Origin of the sequence: Thalassotalea euphylliae (assembly GCF_003390375.1) — a bacterium.
Taxonomy (GTDB): Bacteria; Pseudomonadota; Gammaproteobacteria; order Enterobacterales; family Alteromonadaceae; genus Thalassotalea_F; species Thalassotalea_F euphylliae_A.
In genome coordinates, this window is the sequence record NZ_QUOT01000001.1 from 1,800,984 (window position 1) to 1,823,677 (window position 22,694).

The 22,694-nt window shown below is 42.1% G+C and carries 15 protein-coding genes; 6 read left to right on the forward strand and 9 right to left on the reverse strand.

Annotated features, from left to right (window positions below; all coding sequences use genetic code 11):
- On the forward strand, positions 1–1,539 hold the full coding sequence (locus DXX94_RS08095; RefSeq protein ID WP_441351112.1) for a sensor histidine kinase: 1,539 nt from the start codon (positions 1–3) through the stop codon (positions 1,537–1,539).
- Positions 1,540–1,639: 100 nt separating this feature from the next.
- Here DXX94_RS08095 and DXX94_RS08100 read toward each other — a convergent pair whose 3' ends face one another.
- From DXX94_RS08100 to DXX94_RS08120, 5 genes are all read right to left on the reverse strand, one after another.
- On the reverse strand, positions 1,640–4,189 hold the full coding sequence (locus DXX94_RS08100) for a bifunctional diguanylate cyclase/phosphodiesterase (RefSeq protein ID WP_116015067.1): 2,550 nt from the start codon (positions 4,187–4,189) through the stop codon (positions 1,640–1,642).
- Positions 4,190–4,312: 123 nt separating this feature from the next.
- A complete protein-coding gene (locus DXX94_RS08105) occupies positions 4,313–5,842 on the reverse strand; it encodes a methyl-accepting chemotaxis protein (RefSeq protein WP_116015068.1) in 1,530 nt (509 codons plus the stop codon).
- Positions 5,843–6,252: 410 nt separating this feature from the next.
- On the reverse strand, positions 6,253–7,107 hold the full coding sequence (locus DXX94_RS08110) for an alpha/beta hydrolase family protein (protein WP_116015070.1): 855 nt from the start codon (positions 7,105–7,107) through the stop codon (positions 6,253–6,255).
- A 66-nt stretch (positions 7,108–7,173) separates the two neighbouring features.
- The gene (locus DXX94_RS08115; protein ID WP_116015072.1) at positions 7,174–7,491 is read right to left on the reverse strand and encodes a hypothetical protein; all 318 of its coding nucleotides are present in this window, start codon (positions 7,489–7,491) and stop codon (positions 7,174–7,176) included.
- A 151-nt stretch (positions 7,492–7,642) separates the two neighbouring features.
- Complete coding sequence (locus DXX94_RS08120; RefSeq protein ID WP_116015073.1) at positions 7,643–7,993, reverse strand: hypothetical protein; 351 nt, start codon at positions 7,991–7,993, stop codon at positions 7,643–7,645.
- Positions 7,994–8,391: 398 nt separating this feature from the next.
- Between DXX94_RS08120 and DXX94_RS08125 the strand changes: the two genes are divergently transcribed.
- The 3 genes from DXX94_RS08125 to DXX94_RS08135 all read left to right on the forward strand — a co-directional run bounded on the left by DXX94_RS08125 (position 8,392) and on the right by DXX94_RS08135 (position 11,877).
- A complete protein-coding gene (locus DXX94_RS08125) occupies positions 8,392–9,864 on the forward strand; it encodes a sensor histidine kinase (protein WP_116015075.1) in 1,473 nt (490 codons plus the stop codon).
- A gap of 70 nt (positions 9,865–9,934) precedes the next feature.
- Positions 9,935–10,459, forward strand: a complete 525-nt coding sequence (locus tag DXX94_RS08130) for a hypothetical protein (RefSeq protein WP_147302256.1) — start codon at positions 9,935–9,937, stop codon at positions 10,457–10,459.
- Positions 10,459–11,877, forward strand: a complete 1,419-nt coding sequence (locus DXX94_RS08135; protein WP_116015078.1) for a sigma 54-interacting transcriptional regulator — start codon at positions 10,459–10,461, stop codon at positions 11,875–11,877. The genes DXX94_RS08130 and DXX94_RS08135 overlap by 1 nt, the downstream gene beginning before the upstream one ends.
- A 31-nt stretch (positions 11,878–11,908) precedes the next feature.
- Here DXX94_RS08135 and DXX94_RS08140 read toward each other — a convergent pair whose 3' ends face one another.
- The 4 genes from DXX94_RS08140 to DXX94_RS08155 all read right to left on the reverse strand — a co-directional run bounded on the left by DXX94_RS08140 (position 11,909) and on the right by DXX94_RS08155 (position 19,996).
- The gene (locus tag DXX94_RS08140; RefSeq protein WP_116015079.1) at positions 11,909–16,357 is read right to left on the reverse strand and encodes a PAS domain-containing protein; all 4,449 of its coding nucleotides are present in this window, start codon (positions 16,355–16,357) and stop codon (positions 11,909–11,911) included.
- A gap of 364 nt (positions 16,358–16,721) precedes the next feature.
- Complete coding sequence (locus DXX94_RS08145; protein ID WP_258872125.1) at positions 16,722–17,219, reverse strand: TlpA disulfide reductase family protein; 498 nt, start codon at positions 17,217–17,219, stop codon at positions 16,722–16,724.
- A gap of 44 nt (positions 17,220–17,263) precedes the next feature.
- Complete coding sequence (locus tag DXX94_RS08150) at positions 17,264–19,312, reverse strand: TonB-dependent receptor (RefSeq protein WP_258872126.1); 2,049 nt, start codon at positions 19,310–19,312, stop codon at positions 17,264–17,266.
- Between the two features lie 222 nt (positions 19,313–19,534).
- Entirely contained in the window at positions 19,535–19,996 is a 462-nt protein-coding gene (locus tag DXX94_RS08155; protein ID WP_116015084.1) for a RidA family protein, read from the reverse strand.
- Positions 19,997–20,538: 542 nt separating this feature from the next.
- Between DXX94_RS08155 and DXX94_RS08160 the strand changes: the two genes are divergently transcribed.
- On the forward strand, positions 20,539–21,276 hold the full coding sequence (locus DXX94_RS08160; RefSeq protein WP_116015085.1) for a substrate-binding periplasmic protein: 738 nt from the start codon (positions 20,539–20,541) through the stop codon (positions 21,274–21,276).
- Positions 21,277–21,818: 542 nt separating this feature from the next.
- Positions 21,819–22,664 (forward strand): formate/nitrite transporter family protein, encoded by an 846-nt coding sequence (locus DXX94_RS08165; protein ID WP_115999057.1) that lies wholly within the window; start codon positions 21,819–21,821, stop codon positions 22,662–22,664.
- The last annotated feature ends 30 nt before the right edge of the window (positions 22,665–22,694 follow it).

The window sequence follows — 22,694 nt, forward strand, 5'->3', positions numbered from 1 at the left end:
ATCGCCAACTCTCTTTACCAACGGCTGGCGATTTCTGTCACCTTAACGTTTGCTTTATTGGGGTATTTGTTTTTTTGGTGGAGTAGTTCACTTGCCCAGCAATCTCAATTTCAAGCTGAGCAGAAGCTTCACATTGAGCTCGCGGAGCACTTAGCGCAAGACAACCCTCTGCTACAAGACGGCGTTTACGACAAACCAGCCCTGGAAAACCTGTTTCACACCTTAATGCTGCTTGGCCCAGCATTTGAATTTTATTTTCTCGATCCGAGCGGTAAAATTCTAACCTACTCGGCTAAGCCCGACAAAATTAAACGCAAATCAGTTGACCTAACACCAATCTCGCAGCTTATTGATGCCCCTCACCAAGTACCGATTTTTGGCGATGATCCACGGCACTTGTCGAGGAAAAAAATATTCTCGGCAGCGCCAGTATACAAGGGGGAAAAGCTTCAAGGCTATTTATACGTGATCATTGGCGGCGAAATTTATGATTCAACCTATGCGAAAGTAAAGTCTGATCAGCAATTGTTAGAGCACTTGTCGCTACTCGGCGGCAGTTTACTGCTGTTGTTGATTTTATTACTTATGCTTTTTCGCAGTTTCACTAGCCCTATTCGCCGGTTGGTACGCGATATCAATAACATTCGTGATGCCAACTTTGATCAGGAAAAAATTAGTTTAAATCACTGGCGTGCAAACTCGGCGATAACAGTTGACCAAGCCGTAACTGAAGCTGCTTACGACGAGTTCAAAGAGAGCACTAAGCAAAATGAAGTTGAGCAGCTCGGTGCTAATTTCGTCGCTATGGTGGAACAAATCAATAGCCAATTTCAACAGCTCAAGCACAATGACAAAATTCGTCGCGAACTGCTGGCGCATCTGTCTCACGACTTACGCACACCATTGGCGGCGATGAAAGGTTATGTAGAAACCTTATCGCTTAAAAATGAAGAGCTGAACAGTGAGCAACGTCAGCAGTATATCAATACAGCACTGCGAAATGTTGAACAGCTCAAACTGCTCATCGACCAAATATTTGAGCTAGCTCACTTAGAAGATGGGCAAGTATCAGTAAACAACGAAGCTTTCGCTGTTGGCGAGTTACTGCATGACATCATTGCGAAATTTGCACTAAAAGCACAGCAAAAGCATATCAATTTATCGCTATTGCCTGATCACTGCGAGCGTGTTGTTTATTCTGACATAGCTAAACTTGAGCGTATTTTAACTAACCTTATTGAAAATGCGCTGCGTCATACGCCAGAAAACGGCAACATCAATGTTCAAATCACACCAGTGAACGATAAGTTGAGAATTAGTGTGGTGGATACTGGCACAGGTATTCATCAAAAAGATTTAGCTTACATATTTGATGCACGCTATCGCGCCAGTAACGCACAAGGTGAAAAAAACCGACATGCTGGTCTAGGCTTAGCCATTAGTAAACGATTGAGTCAGCTACTTAATAGTGACTTAAGCGTGACCAGTGAATTAGGTAAAGGCAGTGCTTTCTCACTGACGCTTGCACAAGCTAGTTAGCATTAATATGGGTAAGCGCGATATATAATTTTTGTAACAGTAAGCCTGTATCAACTAGATACAGGCTTATCGCGCAAGCTTTAATATTTGTATCAGCCTGTTACCGAGTCTCTTTGGAGAGCAACGCGATACACTCATCAATTGGCACCGCAGGGCTAAAATAGTAGCCTTGAATTTGATTACAGCCGTAGTCTCGCAGGCAATTGAGTTGCTCTATGGTTTCCACGCCTTCGGCAATAACTTGCATATCTAATTTACCTGCAAGATCAATCAAGGTTTGTGTCAGTAAACTTTGATTGCGCTCTATCAAAATGTTGTCCACGAACGACTTATCAATTTTCAAAATATCGACTGGATATTCAATCAAGTTACTAATGGATGAAAAGCCAGTACAGAAGTCATCAAGCGCAATTTTAACACCTGTATCTTTAAGCTTAGCCAATGCGTCATTAACGTAATGATTCGATGACATTGCCACTGACTCGGTAATTTCAATAACAACTTTGTCAGCCGGAATAGCATACTTGGCTATGGCTTGCGTCACTAACGCCACTTGGTCATTGTCGGTACGAAATTCATTGATTGAGCGGTTAATGCTAAAACTAATGTGCTCATAACCGAGTTGGTGTAAGCGGCCTAAATCTTGGCAAGCACGCTCAAGTACAAATTGGCCCAACTTTGAAATTAGCCCAAACTCTTCTGCGATGGGAATAAACTCTGCCGGGGAAACAAAACCAAATTGATCATCATGCCATCGCACTAAGGCTTCAAACTTTTCTATTTGCTGGGTTTTAGCGCAAATAATGGGTTGGTAATTAACCGTTAAAGCATGTGCTGATAGCGCAAGTTTTAGTTTATCTCTTAATGCCAAGCGACGCAGGTACTGTTGCTGTAATTGCTGATCGTGAACGCCTATCGCGTGTTCATTTGAGCTTTCACCGCTACTGTTCGCTTTTGCCCGCTGCATTGCATGACTGGCATTTTTTAAAAGCTCAGTTGCGGTGGCATTGTTTTCACAACAAAGGCCTTGAGAAAACTCAGCTAAGCCAATGCTCACGTGTATCGAAAGAGCAAGTTGTTCAAACTCAAAAGGCGCTGACAATAGCTGTTGTATTTGCTCAGCTTTCATCTTTGCTTGTTTGAGATCACTATTGGGCAACAACAAGGTAAATTCATCGCCACTATAACGACAAATGAGGTCGTTATTGTCGTAGGCCTCTTGCAATCGCTTACCAACAGCGACCAACAAAAAGTCCCCCATGACATGGCCGTAAATATCATTGATCTCTTTAAAGCGATTGATATCAAGGTACATGACAACAAACGGTTGGTGGGATGCTTTACTGCGTTTGACCTGCAAATCGACATTTTCAATAAAAGCTCGACGATTAGCTAGTCCAGTTAATGGCTCTTTATCAGCATAAAAACGCAAACGGCGCTCAGTTTCTTTCCATTCGCTAATATCACTAAATATGGCGACGTAGTTAGTAATCTCTCCGTGCTCGTCTTTTACAGCATTGAGCAATAATTCTTCTGGAAAAATTTCACCATTTTTTCGTTGGTTATAAATTTCTCCGCGCCAAACTCCCTTTTCAACCAAGGTTTCCCACATATCTCGGTAAAAATCTGCGTCTTGTTTACCTGAGCTAAAAATAGCGGGATCTTGGCCTATTAACTCAGCTTCATCATAGCCAGTTAAATTTTCTAACGCTTTATTAACCCATACAATTTTGTTTTTACTATCCGAAATCATTACCGCTTCAGAAGCATTTTCTAGCACGGTATCAGCCAAACCCAGTCGCTTAATCAGTTGCTGCTGTTCAGTAATATCCTGAATACTCAATTGCACAACGAGTTCATCGGTAAGGCTATCAGTTTTGGTTTCACCCAATACTTTCAGATGTTTACTCTCGCCAGCAGGTGTCGTAATTTCAACTTCAATAGCAAAGCATTCAACAGTACCTTGTTCGATAGCCGCTAACTGTTCAGTTATTTTTTGATGATCTCGCGGCACAATTAATGCTGCTAATTGTTTACGTGTAAGTTGCTGCTTCTCTGACAAACCAAAAAGTTGGTAAGCATAATCACTAGCAAATACGGTATCAGCGCTTAAGTGCCACTCAAGCGTACAAAGTTTTGCGAGCGACTCGCCCAGTGACATATGTGAGATTAGCTGCTCATTTTCTACAGAATTTAATTCATATTTAAATTCGGTACCAATTAGGTAGCCAACTTCACGAAACCAAGCGCAATCACTCGTTGCCACATCAGTTGGACAATCAAACAGACAAACTAAAATACCAACGGGTTTATCGTTAAATGAGCGAATCGTAACGGCAATATAGCTTTCAATTTGCCAGTCCTTTAGCGCATCATCATAGGGGAATATTTCCTGCACACCACTTGAGAACTTGCATGTGCCAAGCGACTTTTTGGCTTTAGCACAAGGAGTACCAGCAAGCTGATAAACGAAGTTTTCCGCTTCTTTGCCATCGGCTAAGTGCAATACGGTTCTTACTTGATCGTCATCGACAAATTTACCAATAAAGCAATGGCTAGGTTGTAGCTTTTCTTGAATACTGTGCAACGCATGACGATACCGTCCTTGACTGGACTGGATGCCAAAAAACTGCGCTAGATCATTAGTCATATATTTAAACCGGATAACAAAGGCCACTTAAAGTCGTAATGTGAATGCAACCTAACCCTATTATGTGAAGTTGCGACATATTACTTAAACAGCCCTGTTGTTTATTGATTATAGGTCAATGAATTAATTAAACGTTGTTGTCAGCTCTTCAATATCTTCAACATTGCTGAAAACATCAATACTGTTTTGTTCAACTTGTCGCACTATTTCATTACTGCGATGCGAGCTATCAGTAATAGTCTGAACACTTTCACGCAGTTGCTCCGTAACGACACTTTGCTCTTCTGTCGAAGCCGCAATTTGAGAAGTAACATCGTCCAGTTCATGCATCATGCTTATCACGTTATCCATTGCCTGTTTCGCTTGAACAGACTCCGAATTACATTGCTCAGCATTATCTTTGCTGACCAACATTAAATTACTCCATGAGGTTAACGTCGCTTGTAACTCTTTCACTGAACCACGAATTTGCTCTGTCGCTCCTTGGGTACGACTTGCTAAGGTACGGACTTCGTCAGCAACAACAGCAAAGCCACGCCCCTGCTCGCCTGCTCGCGCAGCTTCAATCGCAGCATTCAAGGCTAATAAATTTGTTTGGTCGGCAATACCTTCAATTTCCGCCATGACGGTTGATATCTCATCGGCATCGTTCACTAATTTGTGTGCCGTACTTGCGGCATTATCAACTTCACCCGCCAATGTACTGATTTTTGTTTGACTGGAGTTAACAATTTCAATGGCATCATCACATGTCGCTTGTACTTCACGGACTTTTTCGTAGGCATTAGCGGTATTCTGATTCACCTCTTCAAAGCTACCGCTCATTTGCGTGATTGCCGCAGCTAATTGATCAAAGTGGCCGCTTTGTTCCATGATGCGAGCAAAAGCTTCACCGGTTGATGTTTGTAACTGCTCAGCAACACGCTTTAGCTTACGGCCTGAATCATTACCACGCCCTAATACAGTGCGAATTTTGGCTGACAATATTTGACGAGGGTAGTCGATAATACCCAGACTTCCTTTACCGCTAATAATTAAACGCGTTGGACTATCGTATAAGGCCTTTGATTCGGCCACATACCTAGGGAGGCTAATAAATTCTTCGGAAAAAATAACGACCAGTATTGCTACTAGCAAAAAGGGTAAAAACGCCAGGCTCAAAGCGCCCGTCTGCCAATAAAGTAGAACAGCAGTGAATAGAGTTGCCACACCAGCTAAGCTAAGTTTCAGTGGGCGATTTGCATGAAAGTCAGTCAGTGACTTTTCTTGATTAACAGCATCATAAAGTGCTTGAGCCTGATCTTTTCGTGCTTGGCTCGGTTTACAACGCACAGATTGATAACCAGTAACGACTCCACCTTCATAGAGTGGTGTGACAAAGGCATCTACCCAGTAATAATCACCATTTTTACAGCGGTTTTTCACTAAACCACGCCAAGAGTCGCCGCGTTTTAGCTTTTCCCATAAGTCGCCAAAAGCCACTTTAGGCATATCTGGGTGACGAACAATATTGTGCGGCTGGCCAATTAACTCGTCTTCACTATAGCCAGCAATTTTACAGAACTCTTCATTGGCATATGTGATCACACCACGGGTATCCGTGATTGAAACCAGTTGCTCCGATTCTGGAAATAAAACTTCTACACCGCTCATAATATTTACCCCAATGATTACGCCTGAATTTTATATAAAATTTTTAATTTATTTGTTTTTTATCAATAAACTCATCCATGAATCCGATCAAAATTTGATCATTATCAATAACTATAGAAATAGATGCAAGGCCACTCAAATTCATAACTTTATTTGAGATATGACTATCTTAAGCCGCTATAGCAGTGGCTTAATGGCAAATTATTCCAAGCTAAGTAATTGCATGTATATGTAACAAGGTGTTACTGCACGCAATTTAGATAAATCAGAAAAGCAAAAGAGTTGACCAAGCAGTCAAAATAATAACTTAGTCAAAATTAAATCAACGTAACTAATTGTAATCGTTGGTTTAAGTATAGAGGGGGCAATAATCACCAAGTTTGCATAATTATCGAACAGGTAACGTACTGCTACGAGCACTCTAAAATAGGCGTAATAAAAGCTGGCCACAGCGTTTGTGCATGCTTAGATCGAAAGAAACCAAAGTGACCAATCTGTTCAAGGTTTTGCTCTTTCGGTGAAATATATTGATGATTTTTTTCAGCTGTTTGATAAAAGCTATGCAGCTTATCAACGCTGGCATAGTTAATCAGTTCGTCGTCTTGAAAAGCTAAGGCAGTAATCGGCAATGTTAACGCATGGTATTGTTCGCGCACTTGGTTACCTTCACAACCAACTAAGTAGTCTGGATTTAGACACCATTGCCGCCACTGGCGCATCACACCATAAGGTAAATCACCGATAATACCGAGCCTTTTGCCAGGAAAATATCCAACAAGGCGGGTTGCAATCGGCACCACTAAAAACCACAACATTAACGAAACAGATTTAATTTTAATGTCTGATGTTTTCCAATAACCTGAACCTGAGGCTACCGTAATTATTTGCGTTACCTTGTGTCGATTCGGGATCATCGCAAAGACTTGGCCTCCTAAGCTGTGGCCTAGCCAATAGATAGGTTTTCCTTGCGCCAGCAATTCAGCTTTGTCGATCATGTAAACACAATCTTGCTGCACCCAATCAGAAATAGTTATCGAGACTTGTGCAAGCGGCTGTCGCAATGACTGCCCCATGCCTCGGTAATCAAAAGTCAGTACCTCGAATCCTTGCTCTGCCAGCCACTGAGCAAAGTCAAAATAAAACTTTTGCTCCACGCCCATCGCAGCGGCAATGACCACCACACCGCGATCGGCTTTGCTGCTTTGAAAATGGTATCCAACCAACGGGTTATGACAACAAATTTCTGCACTAAATCTTTGCTGCACAAGCTATTCCTCGCTTACTTTTTGCTCTAGCATATAAAACTGTACCTGCTTAAGCAATCTGCTTGTTTATGCAATTTTACGGGCAGCTTTACCTATTTTTTCGACTACTTCTTGTTGGTTCGGTAACTGCGGTTCTGCGCCAAGGCGCAGCTCTTTTACCTCTAACATCTGACAAAATTGTTGGAAGGTGGCAATATCTTGCGCGGAAAAACCTTCTTCACCAGCGTGTAAACTACCGTCTAAAAACGCAAAGTCACCATTAACGTTTAGTTGGGCAATTGCCCTATATGGCTGTCCATAGCTATCAACTTTTAGGGCGCGTACTAACTTGATTTCAAAAATCCAGTCATCCATGCGCACACATCGTGAAATAGCTTCAGTCATCGTGCTACCTTATTGTCCTATGTTACTTATTTTAAAAACTTATGTGTTGTAAAAAAGCCGATTGCAGGTTGGGGGTACAATCGGCAAAATGGGAGAAAATACTCTTTATAAGTTATGCGGAAACGTTTAATACCAAACGGCTATAAACTGCCTAGAAGTTCTTTTTGACATCAACCTTGGCAAGAAAGCTTTTCAACTCTTCTTCGCTGATACCTTTATCTTCGTTTCGATCAATTTTTTTGAACTGCTCTTTGAGTAGTTTATTTTTACTCATGCTCAGCTCTTGTTCGCTGATCACGCCATTGCTGTCAATATCAAGCGGGGCAAACAGCTTGTCATGCGCCACCATATGGCCAACTTTTACAGATTTTTCTTCCATTTTAGCCTTGGCCTTTTCAAGCGCTGCTTTTTCTTTTGGATCTTCGTTAGCTTGTACCGTAATTGAACAAACAGCTACGGCAAATACCAATGCAGATACTTCAAGTAAGCTTATGTTTTTCATGATGTAATATCCTTGTTTCTATAATATTGCTAGTTTGAGGAGTCAGACGTTTCGCATGCAATAACAAATGTCTATGCTCCTTTAATAACCAGAATGCATTTATCGCACTTACCCTTTTGCACTTGCCGTACCAACACTTTAAACCATTGAATAATATAGGTATTTATATTTTTCAATGGTTAAGATTGTTGTTTATCAACGACAGATATAAACAAGGAGTCAACTGAATTTTGCGAACTCTTTTACTCTATAGATTTTTATTTATATTTATCAATATTTTAAATATGTAAAGTGAATATCTTTGGCACTGTTGCCAAAAAGCAACACGCTTGTGTTTAGCAATTAAACACCTTTAAAGTGATAACAATCATATTCAATCTTTTAGAGCGAAAATCAGCATGACCAGCGATCTACCGCTGCTAGCACGAGTGCAACGAACGGTTCGACAGTTGTCAATTAAGCACTTGGCAGTATTAGGTTTTTTTAGTGTTATTGGGCCTTTGTTTGCGGCTTTACTGTTTATTGCAGAGCAAACTAAGGCTGCATCAACCTTAGGTGTGAAATCGATCTTGGCAGTGTCTACTTTGGTGGAGGCGAACCAAGATCTCAGTCAAACACTCACTAAAGCTGAGCGCTTTGCCAGCCAATACATAGTACTTAAAGAAATTGAACTATTAGACAGATTCACGGTTGAACACTTTAAAGCGGTCAATATTTTGGATAGCCAGCTGTCTAAAATTAAGGATCCTAAACTCGACAGCAATATTGACGCACTTAATCAGCAATTAAGTTGGATCGCTGAACGTTTACCCAGAGAGCTAAATAACCTTGAAGAGGTCGGCCAGGCATTTCGCGATATAGCCCCCTTGAGCCAAGCACTAAGAGAACGCAGTGATCAGCTTATTCAGTTAAAAGCCCATGCCATTCGTGGGCAAACAGAAAAAGTTGATAGCGTTATTTATCAAAGCCTACTTATCGTGCCTATCAGTTTGCTGATCGCTGCCATTTTTGTTTATTTGATCAATCGACCACTGCGCCGATTAACTCAGCAAATTGCGCACCTGACGCAAGATAATTTTGAGCATGCCTTTGCCTTAGGCGGTCCAAAAGAAATTAATAATATCGCCCGAGCATTAGAGACTATGCGGGTTCGCTTGCGTGCATTAGAACTGCAAAAATCATCGTTTATCCGCCATATTTCTCATGAATTAAAAACACCGCTAGCTGCAATTCGTGAAGGGAGTGCCTTGTTAAACGACAGCAGCTTAGGAGCATTAAATGCAGGCCAGCAAGAAGTCAGTGGTATTATCGTTAATAGCGTTATGCGCTTACAGCAGCTTATTGAAGACTTGTTAGCGTTTAACATTGTGCTTGATTCCACGAGTTTGCAAGACCGTCAGCTAACCAAAGTATCAAATGTTATAGAAGAGGTTGTCAGCCAACATAAACTCGCGCTGCAACGTAAAGCGTTAACAGTTGATTTAACGTTAGTTGATGTTCAACTCATGACTAATCAGAAACAGCTTACCGTGGTAGTTGAGAACCTCTTATCCAACGCAATCAAATACACACATCATGGCGATACCATCACAGTAGCGACTAAGCTAGATAAAGAGCAGCTAATACTCTCAATTAGTGACAATGGGCCGGGTATGTCAGCACAAGAGATGGAACAAATTTTTGATGCCTTTTATCAGGGCAAGTTAGCGAATACCAGTGAGATAGACAGCAGCGGACTTGGTCTCACCATAGTACAAGAGTTAGTGATGCGCTTGAATGGCAAAATTTCCGTAAATTCTAGCCAAAGTGAGCACACTCACGGCAGCCAATTTGTCGTAAACTTACCGCGCCCTAGTGGGCAGGAACCGTAACATGAAGCGCATCAAACTTTTTACTAGTCTATTTGCTATAAACTTATTAATAGGCTGCAGCCATTTAATCTTGCCCTCCTCGCCTACTGCTTCTCAACCGCAGGAATCACATTCAGTAGATGCAAATGCTCGGGTAAATACTATCGGTCAACTTAACTTGAGTGGCTATTATCAGTGGCTAAAAGGTTTAGAGCCTGAACAACTGGCTAGCGAAGTGGCATTGCAACAGTCGCGCAAAACACAAGATAACCCAGATGCTGATTTATTCTTACTGTTACTGAGAAGTTTACCTAGCACCTCCATTCACAACCCATACACAGCGAAAGCTATGCTTAATCAAGGGGAGTTCAACCAGTACATTTATGCCAATGTCAGCCCCGCCGATTTAGCCTTTGTCACTATGTTGCGCGATCAACTCAACCAACAACTTTTACTCATACAAGCGAATGAAAAAACGATGGAGCAAAGCCAACAAGAAATCGCCAAACTGACAGTTAAGCTTGCCATGTATCAGCAAGCAAATACCTCGCTCAATGAAAAACTTGAACAACTTAAAGCTATTGAAGCTCAGCTCAACGCAAGAGAACACCAGTAATGTCTAGTCCCCTATTCCCCAAAGAAAACATCACAAAGAACACTGCAGATAGCGCCACCGAGCATGCCCGAATTCTTGTTGTAGACGACGATCCTAGCTTGCTTAGATTGCTCAGTATTCGCTTAGCCAGCGCTGGCTATCAAATTGAAACCGCTGAGAACGCAAAAGTTGCACTTGGTGTAATGACAAGCTTTCAGCCAGATATGGTGATTAGCGATTTAAAAATGGAAGGAATGGACGGTTTTGCGCTATTTGAGCAAATTCGAGCCCGTCATCCCCACTTACCCGTTGTCATCATGACCGCACACGGCACAATTCCCGATGCTATTAATGCGACGAAACAAGGGGTGTTTAGCTTTCTAACCAAACCCTTTGAGAGTAAACAATTATTAGATACGGTTGAACAAGCACTCAAATTGCAGCCTTTGCACGCCAATGACACAGCTGACGAAAACTGGCGTAAACGTATAATTTGCCGAAGCTCAAAAATGGCTCAACTACTGGTGCAATCGAAACAGGTTGCACAAAGCAATTTTAGTTTACTAATACACGGTCAAAGCGGTACAGGCAAGGAATTGCTCGCCAATGCCATTCATCAAGCCAGTAAGCGATCAAGCCAGCCATTTACCGCAATCAACTGCGCAGCAATCCCTGAAGCATTACTAGAGTCAGAACTCTTCGGCCATGTCAAAGGTGCATTTACAGGGGCAGATAAGCGCCACATTGGCCTGTTTGAAGCGTGCGATGGTGGCACTTTATTTCTCGATGAAATTGGCGATATGCCAATGAATTTTCAAGTGAAGTTGCTACGTGCGTTGCAAGAAAAAGAGATTCGCCCGGTCGGTAGCACGCAGTCAATTGCAGTTGATGTGAGGGTTATTTCAGCGACCCATAAAAATCTGCGCAAAGCGATACTCGAAGGTAAGTTTAGAGAAGATCTTTATTATCGGCTTAATGTCGTCGAGCTCGAAATCCCGTCGTTAGCAGAGCGCCGTGAAGATATTCCGTTGCTCGCACAGCACTTTCTTCACAAGAGCAAAAACCAAACCGACAGTGTTAATGTCACTGGGTTTACCCAAGAAGCGATGGAGCTCTTAATCACAGCCCCTTGGCCCGGCAATATTCGTCAATTGGAAAATGTTGTGGAACAAAGTATTGCACTTGCAACTGAGCCACTCATTAGCGAACAATTAATTAGCAATGCACTGCGCAACAAACCCGGTGTACTCCCTTCTTTTGCCCAGGCGAGAGAGCAATTCGAGCGCGACTACCTAGCCAAGTTACTGCGACTAACTAATGGCAATGTAACGCAAGCTGCTAGAATTGCTCAGCGCAATCGTAGCGAATTTTACAAGCTGTTAAATCGCCATCATTTAACACCTGAAGCTTTTCGTGATGCTAGTGACTTACACGAATGAGAATTGCACGAATGAGAATTACGATAATAAGCTAACTCACCGTAGCAAGGTAACGGTTAAGCGTTTCAGATAGCGCGTCTTTATTAATTGGCTTGCTCAAATAATCATTCATGCCTGCCGCTAAACACTTTTCTCTGTCTCCTGCCATGGCATTCGCTGTCATGGCAATAATCACCATTTCTTGATGCCGCTTACCACCATCGCCAGCACGAATCGCACGTGTTGCTTGATAGCCATCCATTTTAGGCATCTGAATATCCATTAAAGCCACATCATAGTGTGCATTACTCGCACTTAACATAGCTATCGCCTCAATACCATTAGCCGCAATATCACAGCTGTAGCCCAATTTATTGAGTACCCCTTTAGCAACCATTTGATTAACACGATTATCTTCAACTAACAGAATCTTATGTGACGTCGCTGGGTTTTCTTCTAGTTGCGAACTGGTGCCTGTTGGCGTCACACGCTCAGTGTCGACTGCCGATATAGGGCTGTTGTTATTCTCAGCGAGCTGTTCTAACGTGCTTGGCTGGGCATTTGCGCTGTATTGGCTGCCCTGTTCATTTTGGCTGTCCTGTTCGTTTTGATTGCCCTGCTCACCTTGGCTGCCTAGTTCACTAATGTAATGTCTTGTCACAAGCGGTTTAGCAAAACGCAGCGCCTCGCCATCGTCTGCAATAATATTAACTGCGGCACGCAAATCGTTAATCGTTGCAGGTTTTGGGAAGTAACCACGAAAGCCCATTTGCGCAAAATGTTTTGCATCACCCGGCGTTTGCATCGATGTCATCACAATCAGTCTCATCTGCTGTTCAGGATCAAGCTTAACTAACTCACGCGCCAGCATTTCACCATCCATGGTTGGCATTTGCATATCTAAAATACCAATATCGAATAGCGGCTGCTCAGTTTCAATGCGTTGCTGGCAAACCAGTAGTGCATGGTCACCACTACTGCAACTCGTCACACTTGCTCCCCATTGTGTGAGCTGGCGGTTTAAGACTTCGCGATTGGTGTCATTATCATCCACTAAAAGAATAGTAAGTTCACTGATATCAACTTCCGGCATACTGGCAACGATTTGCGGTGTTTTTCCAACCCGAATATCACAAGTAAATTCGCTACCTTTATCTTGCACTGTGCTGACCGATACATTGCCATTCATGCGCTGACAAAGCTTCTTAACAATCGCTAAACCAAGACCTGTGCCACCGTAATGGCGAGTTGTTGATGAGTCAACTTGACGGAATTTTTCAAATAATAAATGCAGTTTATCTTGTGGTATGCCAATGCCAGTATCTTTGACAACCAGCCTCAAACGCCAATAAGTTTCATCTTCTTCCGTCAGGCTTGCTGAAATAACCACTTCACCACTGTGGGTAAACTTAATCGCATTACTAATTAAATTAGTCAGTACTTGCCTGATACGACTTGGATCACCGATGACTTGTCGATCACTTAACCCAACCGTATCAAGGATCAGTTCAATGCCTTTACGCTGAGCCTGCGGTGCCATTGCCTCACTGAGTTCGCCCATCATATGCGCTAGATCAAACACTATTGCTTCAAGATCTAGTTTATCTGCATCAATTTTAGAGAAATCTAAAATATCATTAATCAACTGTAACAATGAGTTTGCGCTACTTTGTGCAAGTTGCACTTTGTGCTGTTGATCGCGATCTAATTCACTGTCTTGCAGCAACTCTAGCATACCTATAACACCATTCATCGGTGTACGAATTTCATGACTCATGCTAGCAAGGAATTCATTCTTAGCTTTAACTGCCGACTCAGCCTGCGTTTTCGCTGCTTTCAGCGCCAGTTCGTCACGCACGCGATCGGTTACATCATAATTTACACCAATTAGATTAGTAACTTGCCCGGTTTCATTTAAGGTATTAATCGCCGAGGCTTTGATATAACGCACCTCACCTGATGGACGGATAATTCGAAATTGCGCATCAAACTTATTGGCAGTACTAATAGCCTCTTGTAATTGAGCACTGATTTGCTTCCTATCATCAGGATGCAAACCTTGTCGCCACGCCGAAAGCGCCCCAGAAAAGTTATCACGCTCAAGACCATAGAGTTTGAGCATCCACTCGTCCCATTGGAGCTCATTGGTCAACACGTTAAAGTCCCAAACACCAATTCCCGCAGAATCAGCGGCTAAGCTCATACGTTGGTTACTTTCCGTGATTTCACGAGCAGCCGCTTTTTGTTCGCTGATATCGAGATGCGTTCCTATCATTCGCTTAGGTCGACCGTCTTCGTGCCACTCGACAACCTTGCCTGTGTCTAACACCCAAAGCCAATGTCCGTTTTTGTGGCGTAAACGGGTTTCGCAATTGTAACGCTCGGTTTCACCGCGCCAATGACGTTCAAGTTCAAGTTGAGATTTTGGTAGGTCATCAGGATGAACCCTTAACGACCAAGACTTGGCGCTGACTGGCGCTAATTCTTCTAAGGTATAGCCAATAATATTCGCCCATCGCTCATTGAGTACAGCTTCGTCGGTGTCAATCTCCCAATCCCAGATACCCACGGCGGTAGCATGTATTACCGAAGCTAATCGCTCATTACTGTCAGACAATGCCTGCTGCGCTTTAACTCGTTCGGTAATGTCTTGAAATGAACCATACAAACGCACGCACTCACCGTCTTCAAATTCTGCTTCGCCCTTGGCAATGACCCATATTTCACGGCCTGTTGCGGTGACTAACTCTAGCTCTTGCTCATAAGATTCACCATAAGCGATAGAACGTTCAACCAACTGAGTAATAAGATCGCGGCTACGGCCTTCTTTATAAAAGTTTATCGCTGTAGCCAATTCAGGCACGTAATCCGCCGGCACTTCATGAATTTGCTTGGTCATAGACGACCAATAGATGTGATTCGTTTTTAAATCAACTTCCCATGCACCTAGACGCGCCAACTGACTCATATGTTCCATCAACTGCTGCTGACCAGACAACTGTTCACGTTGGCGATTGCGTGTTAGCTCATAACCAACCCAATGCGCCATAAGTTGTAATAACTCGATGTCAGAGTCTTTAAATGTTTGGGCTGATGGAGTATCACTGGAGAAATTCAAAGTACCGAAGCGTTTTCCGTCAACCCAAAGCGGAGTACCTAAATACGTTTCTAATGCAAACTCTTGATAACAAGGATGGCCGATAAGCTCGCTATTGGCGACGTGCTCTATTGCTAACGGCTTATTCGCACGTAACGTATGAAAACAATAGGTTTTGGCGAGTGCAAACGTATCTCCTGGCTGCAAAACATCATCGGGACTACGAGCACTCAGAATCGTGTAATCATCATCTTCAATTTGACTAATAATACCATTAGGCAAATGAAACAACTCACAGCCTAACGCCAAGATTTTCTGCACTTTTCCTTCAAGGTCGGCGTTGCTGTCAGTGGTTATTTCATGAATACGTTTTAAAGCAAGTTCCGTTCGTCGTTGCTCAGTAATATCGTTTTGAATAAGAATGAATTTGTTGCGTTTGGTATCTGCCTTTAATGGCACTATGGTAGTCGTGAACCAAAGTTTGCGGCCGTAACTTGAGAGCGTACAAAGCTCGCCTCGCCATACATTACCAGTGCGTAATGTCTGATAAATTTGCTCTATAAAGCTATCACTGTGATGATCGCTACGCAGCTTTTCAACTGGCTGAAACAAAAGCGCATCTGGCTGGTAACCATAAACTTTACTAAAACGTTTGTTATAAAACGTGATAGTGCCTTGTTGATCAAACTGCAGTACCAATGAGTGTTTATTAATGGCAAATTGAAAGTCTGAAGCACGATTGCGTTCATTACTTAACTTTGAGTATGTGTCGCGCAATAAGTTACGCATCACATAATAGGCATAATAAGCAACAAACAAAAAGACCAAAATAGTGACTGACCAAATCACATAACCTTTGCGCTCACTCGCATGATATCGCTCACTTGCTTCTTGCTGAAAAACATCTAAAGCATGCTCAAATAAAAAGACAAAATCATCACTTGCCAGCTCATTAATTTGCGCTTGTTGCTCAGCAGAAATAGTAGAATCTAGCCCCAATGCTTTAGCGCTATCTAAATAGGAAGCAAGGCGTTGACTCAAGTCATAATAAGCTTGGTAATTTCTTGAGAAGTCTGACGATTTATTTTCCATTAACAAGCCAACATGTTGCACTAAGACACTGAGGTTGTCTCGCATTCTGGTTGCTGTGGAAATTACTTTGGTCGCTAACTTGGTATCACTATCAGTTTCATTACCTTGCTGATAACTATGCAGCAACAGGGTTATTTGTTGAAGCAAATTGCGTTGTTCGTTAGCCGTTATCGACACTTGCTGAAAGATTTGCTGCTCTTGATAATGAACGCGTAATTGATAAAAAGCAGCGATCACCAAAACAACATTCAACGCAAATAATAAAACATAACGTCGAGTAAAATTGGCGAGTACTGAGTGCATTTTTTGCATTGAGCAACCCTAGTAGATTAGGTTAAAAAAGACTTATTAACCTCAGCTCGGGATAAGAAATAGTGAAAAACAAATTTAATCCCAAAGTTACAATTAAAACCTTCTTCTAGCATGATATTTTTGCTGATATCAAGGCGAATTTACGCGTCAATAGCTAGTCTATTGCAAGTGAATTCAACACAGATAGCAGTGTAAATAGCTGCTAGAAGTACATTAATTATCCTGAGCTGAGGTTTCTTAATAATTTGTAAAGTATTGCACGCCTTCAAGGCAAATCAATGCCAATGTTTATAGGTAGCACCATACAGGCGGACATTTGTTGCTGGCAAACATAAACAGCGAGCAGCCATACACGTTGTGAGTATTACTGTTCCATTAACAATCGACTAAGCGACTGCTGATATTTCACTTTTTTCTCTTCGGTAAAGCCTACATGGGTTTCTACTAGTTCACCGGCGCGATTAAATATCATGCTGCTTGGCATGCCCGGCAACTTAAAATGGCGAGCAATTTTGCCATTTGGGTCGTAAATAACATCAAAATCCGCCGGATGCTCCTGCAAAAATGCCAAGGCATGTGCTTTGTCGGCATCTAAATTGACGGTAATGATTTTTAATCCCTGAGACTGATATTTTTGCTGCATCTCATTCATCCAAGGGAAAGACGCTTTACAAGGGATGCACCACGACGCCCAAAAATCCAAATAAATCACCTGCCCTTTATGATTGGCAAGTGACTTTTCCAACTCTACAAGTTTGGCGTGTTTGGCTAACACTTGGCTAGAAAATACAAGCATCAGCGCGATGCTTAGTATGGTGAGTAGTCGATGAGTCAGAGGAGCAAATATCTTTTTCATAGTCATAAAATCACTGAGTAAATTAACATTATACCTATTGAAATAAAGCATTAATCAAAACGGTATCTAAGTGAGACAAAGAGCGAACGCGGCTCACCAACAAAGTAGCGGTATTGACCAAAGCCAAAGTCAGCGCGTTCAGCATAATCTTGATCCGTTATATTAAGCCATTGTGCTGCTAAGGTTAAATTCGTTGCAACTGGCGCACTGGCACGAAGGTTAATCAAGTTGTGGCCTTCATAGTCTGCCGTGTTTTCAGGATTAACAAAATAATTCCCCATATGTTGCCACTCAAGCACCACTTGTTTGTCGTCAGGTGATTGCCAGCCCAATTGAACACTGCCCATGTGTTGCGGTGCTGTATCTATTTCATTTCCTTTAATGTTCACCCGACTTAACGTCAGGTCAGCCTCATACGTATGGTTGGCTAAGGTGCCATTGGCTTGCACAAAAAAGTTTTTAGGCAATTGGTAACGCAACAAGAACTCTAAACCACGATGGCTCGTTTCACCGTTATTAACGTTTTGGCGATTAGCATCTTGAAAAATGACCTGCTCTTTCTCCATCGCAAATAACGACACATCATAAAACAGCCCACTTGTTTGGCCACGCATGCCAAGCTCAATGCCATCTGATGTTTCTGGCGCTAAATTCGCAACGGTTTGTCCCGCTTGCAGGCGAAAAAGCTCCGTTGCTTGTGGTGCACGGTAACCTTGTGAATACTGGCTGTAAACTCGATGGTTGGGTGCTAACTGATAACTTGCTCCCACTTCAAAAGAAGTTTCATTAAAGCTAACTTGCTGTGAACTTGGGCGCGTATACCGACAATTCGTCACCTCTGGTGCGCAAGCGCTGCCATCACTCAAGTTATTTTGGTAGTCATAATCTGTGTATTCGTAGCGCACACCAGCCGATAGCTCTAATCGGTCTGCCACTTGCCAAAATGCTTTCGCATAAGGGGCAATTACCGTGGCATCGACTTCATAATCATAGTGAAAACCAGCGGGTAAGTGCGGTGCAAAGGGCTCTGCTTGAAACTCGGTAAGTTCACCCTGAGTATGGTCGATATCTACCCCAGCTATCCAACTAAACGTTTGCTGTACTTGTTGATAACTGAGCTTTACACCTGCCCCATTTTGGCTATTTTCTTCAACAGGCTGCCACGGCAGAAAATGTTGCAAAAATTCCATATCAGTCCAACGAATATAAGGGGTGATGTTAACCACTTCATGCTCACTTGGTCGATAGTCGATAAGCGAGTAGGCTCGCATACTTTGACTGTCGCGATAAGCTTCAGGATTTGGGTTTTCACGTTTGCGAGATTGTTCTTTGTACGCTTCAAAGCCCCGAATAAAACCAGCGGTGTCTTGCGCTAAGTTAGCACCTGATATGACATTTTTTATCGACCAATTTTCACCTTGAAATTGATGAATAAGCGTTAGCTTTTGCTGTTCAAAGCCGCTGTCATCCTTGTAACCACCGTCATGGCTGGCATTGCCATAAGCCATTACACCATGTTCACCTTGTTGATGGCTGACACTGAACTTAGCTTGTTGGTAATCGTGAGGACCTAACGTAAGGCCAAGCTCACCAGCCTGGTTCGACAAAGGATCTGGGGTAATAACATTAATTACACCATGTACCGCATTTGAGCCATAAAGCGTGCTGGCTGGCCCACGCAGTACCTCAACACGCTGTGCTTGCAACGCATTGGTATCGAACAATTGGTTGATATTGCAAAACCCCAAACCGCGCAACGAAATACCATCTTGCGCCATAAAAAATGCGCCACAACCACCACCGCCGGTAAGCACAGGAGAGCGCAATGCGGTTAAATGCTCTTGCCCATTTCCTCGACTCACCCAAGCGCCAGGCACGCGAGACATCACTTGGTTAATGTGTTGGTGATTCACCTCTCGCAAGACATCTTGACCAAGCACCGTTAAATTACTGCTCAATTTTGCCAGCTGTCGTTCAATGCCAGACGCCGTTACGGTAATGGTTTCAAGTGTTTGGTCTTGTTGGGCATAGGCCTGCGAAGAAAGACCAATCATAAAAGTATAGAAAGGTGTGCAAAACAATAAGCGAGAAAAATTCAAAATTTGTCCTTAGTAAGGCAGCAAGCTCAGGTAGAAAGTTCAAGCAGAAAGCACCGGCTAAAAAGGGCTGCTACTTATGAAATTTCGCTATGACTTTCTAGCCAATATTTTTATTTGTTTTATCAGTATTTTTACAAGTATTCGTGAGCACTAAGCAATCGATTTAGTTAGCCGTCAGATAGGCAAAGAACGCAGCTCAGTTACTTACATCAGCTACTTAAATTAGTTGCCACTAACCGCTGCAATACATTCCACTTCAACTAAAGAGCCAAGCGCTAATTCGCTTACTGCAAACGCGCTACGTGCAGGATATGGTGCACTGAAATACTGTGTGTAAACTTGGTTAAATGATTTGAATTGTTTGATGTCAGTCAGCATGACTAAACACTTTACAACGTCCGACATTTGGTAGCCGTGTTTAGTTAATGTCGTTTGAATGTTTTTCATTACCTGATGTGCTTCGCCCTCAAAGCCACCCGTTGCTAACTTTCCGCTAGCTGCATTCCAGCCAATTTGCCCAGAAAGATAGAGTGTGTTGCCAACTTTCACTGCTTCCGAAAATGGTAGGGCTTTATTACTTGGTTTGCTGTTTAAGAACTGAATGTCGTTTGCTTGTGATGCAAAAGAAGGTATTGCGACTAACATACTCATCGCAGTCACTAGTGCAGTGATCGTTTTTTTCATGTTCCAACCTAATCTAATTGTTTTTATTGATGTGGTTTGCTAACTCAGTAATAGTGATGTCAGCTACCAAGTCTTTCTTGTGCTTGCTTACGACATAGTAAGACCTGCGGATTAAAAAATACATTCAAAAACGACTCATGTAAATTCACATTCACATAAATAATAAATTGATATGCATGACATTCACCAAGCCTTCCCTGTGAAAAATTGTCAAAAAAACATTTGGTTATTGGCATCAAAATTAGGCCGTGCTACTCATCACCCCATCATTGATGTATTGACCTATTCAAAGCGAACAACGGATGCAAATAGCAAATACAAATAACGTGCATGCATTTAATTTGTGTGAACGAAGAAGAATTTCACTTTCAACTTAATAAACGACAGGCTATGGTAATAAGTATTGGTAAATTCGTGACTGCAATAATCATCATAGCTATAAAGGCAGCGGCCTTTATTGGATATTGCGCGACAAATGATCTTATCGTTTATTGATTTGCAAATAATGAGTCGCAATCACTTAGTTACAAGTAATAGAGCTAATGAAGCATTTATTTTTCATCTTACTAATCATTACCAGTACCTGTGGACTCGCAACTGCTAACCAAGTAGAAGTAGTTTCTGAACATTGGCCACCATTTATTGTTCATCAGAAAGGTCTTGCGCACCAGTCAACGCATAAAGTCACAGGCCAAGTAACCCGCAATGTCCGTGAAATTTTACATCTGGCGGAACTTGATTATTCTTTAACCATTTACCCATGGGCACGAAGCTTTCATTTGGCAACCAATAAACCAAATGTACTGATTTATTCAATTTTTAAAAATGAACAAAGAGCACCTAAGTTTCATTGGTTCTGTCCTATTTACCCATCCACACCAATTAAAGCCTACAAATTAGCCAATAACGACGCTGACGTTCACTCACTTGAGGCATTGAAGTCTGCCGTTGTTGGTGTGATGCGCGGTGACAATAGCTACAAGTATCTACTCGACAAGGGATTTGAAGAAGATACGCATTTGGATGTTTCTGCCAATGAAGAGATTAATTTGTTAAAGCTTATTACTGGCAAAATTGATGTAGTAATACAGTCAGAGCAAGCATTGCGTTATCGATTGAAACAGCTTAACGCCAGCCACCTAACGATTGTTGAAGGACTTACTCTGCACCCCATAAAACAAACAGAGCATTGTATGGCGCTGAGCCAAGGCACAGATGAAAAGATTATTGATAAAATCGATAAAGCTTTTAAGCAATGGTTAGTTGCACAGAACTCCTAAGCAACTTACGGGAAATAAGTTGCAGCCAGCACTCCCTAGCTACTATTTTTATTGTGCCAATATCACTTTAATAATACTGCCAACTAGTTAGTTAAAGTACTTATACTCTGTTTAATTCTTCTAAATAAGCTCTAGTTTTTACCCTTCATAGGGCTGCCTGTTCCCAAGCTTCAGTATCGTAAGAGTAATTGCTCAAATATCGAGCAAAACAATTAATCTGCTGCACCAATTGATAGCAAAACATTTCCACTACTTTTCACTAAAAGTTATAACCCATTGAAATTATAGGGTTATTATTAATTGGTTTGAAATATGCAAAGTATTGATTGCTAAGCATTTAATAGTTCAATGATGAATTAAAGAGTTACCAGATATTAGCAAGCTAGTCGGCACTATCGACTAACGATTATCAACACAACACATAACCGAGCAACGGCGCTCTCACTTACTTGTGCATAACACAAGGAAAGTGTGAGCGCTTTTTTATTGCTTAAAAACCCGCTCAATCGTTGGAAATTAATAATAACAACCAGAGGAAAATTATGGCTTATTTAGAACCCAAAGAGTTCGCGACCAAAATGGTCGACGCTGGCGAACAAAAAATATTTATGTCCACTAAAGACACCTTTATCCGTGCATTTATGGCGGGAGCAATCTTAGCGCTGGCTGCCTTTTTTGCGATCACAGTGATCAGTAAAACCGGTAACCCGCTACTTGGTGCTGTGCTATTCCCTGTCGGCTTTATTATGTTGTATTTAATGAAGTTTGATCTACTTACAGGGGTATTTACTTTAGTGCCATTGGCAATTATTGATAAGCGACCTGGCTGTACTATGAAAGAGTTGTGGCGTAACTGGGGTTTAGTATTTTGCGGTAACTTTGCTGGCGCATTAATGGTTGCCTTCTTTGCTTCCTTTATCCTCACTTATGGCTATCAAATAGATGGTGGCGCTGTTGCAGAAAAGGTTAGCACCATCGGTGAATCGCGAACCTTAGGCTACAAAGAGCAAGGAATTTTAGGTTGGTTCACTATTTTCATTCGCGGCATGCTATGTAACTGGATGGTTTCGATGGGTGTTGTTGGCGCAATGATTTCAACATCAGCAGGCAGTAAAATGGCGGCGATGTGGATGCCAATTATGCTGTTCTTCTACATGGCGTTCGAACATTCAATTGTCAACATGTTCCTATTCCCATTCTCAATGATCATGGGTGGTGAATTCACGGTTGTTGATTACTTGGTATGGAATGAAATTCCAACTGCGCTAGGTAACTTAGCTGGTGGTTTCTTACTTGTGGGCTTACCGCTTTACTTAACTCATGTGAAAACCAGTAAAGAAAGAAAAGCCTCAGCAGTAGCAGAAAAGCCTAGTATGGCAGCGTTGTAACACAAGTTCGCAACGACAATGAATACTGAA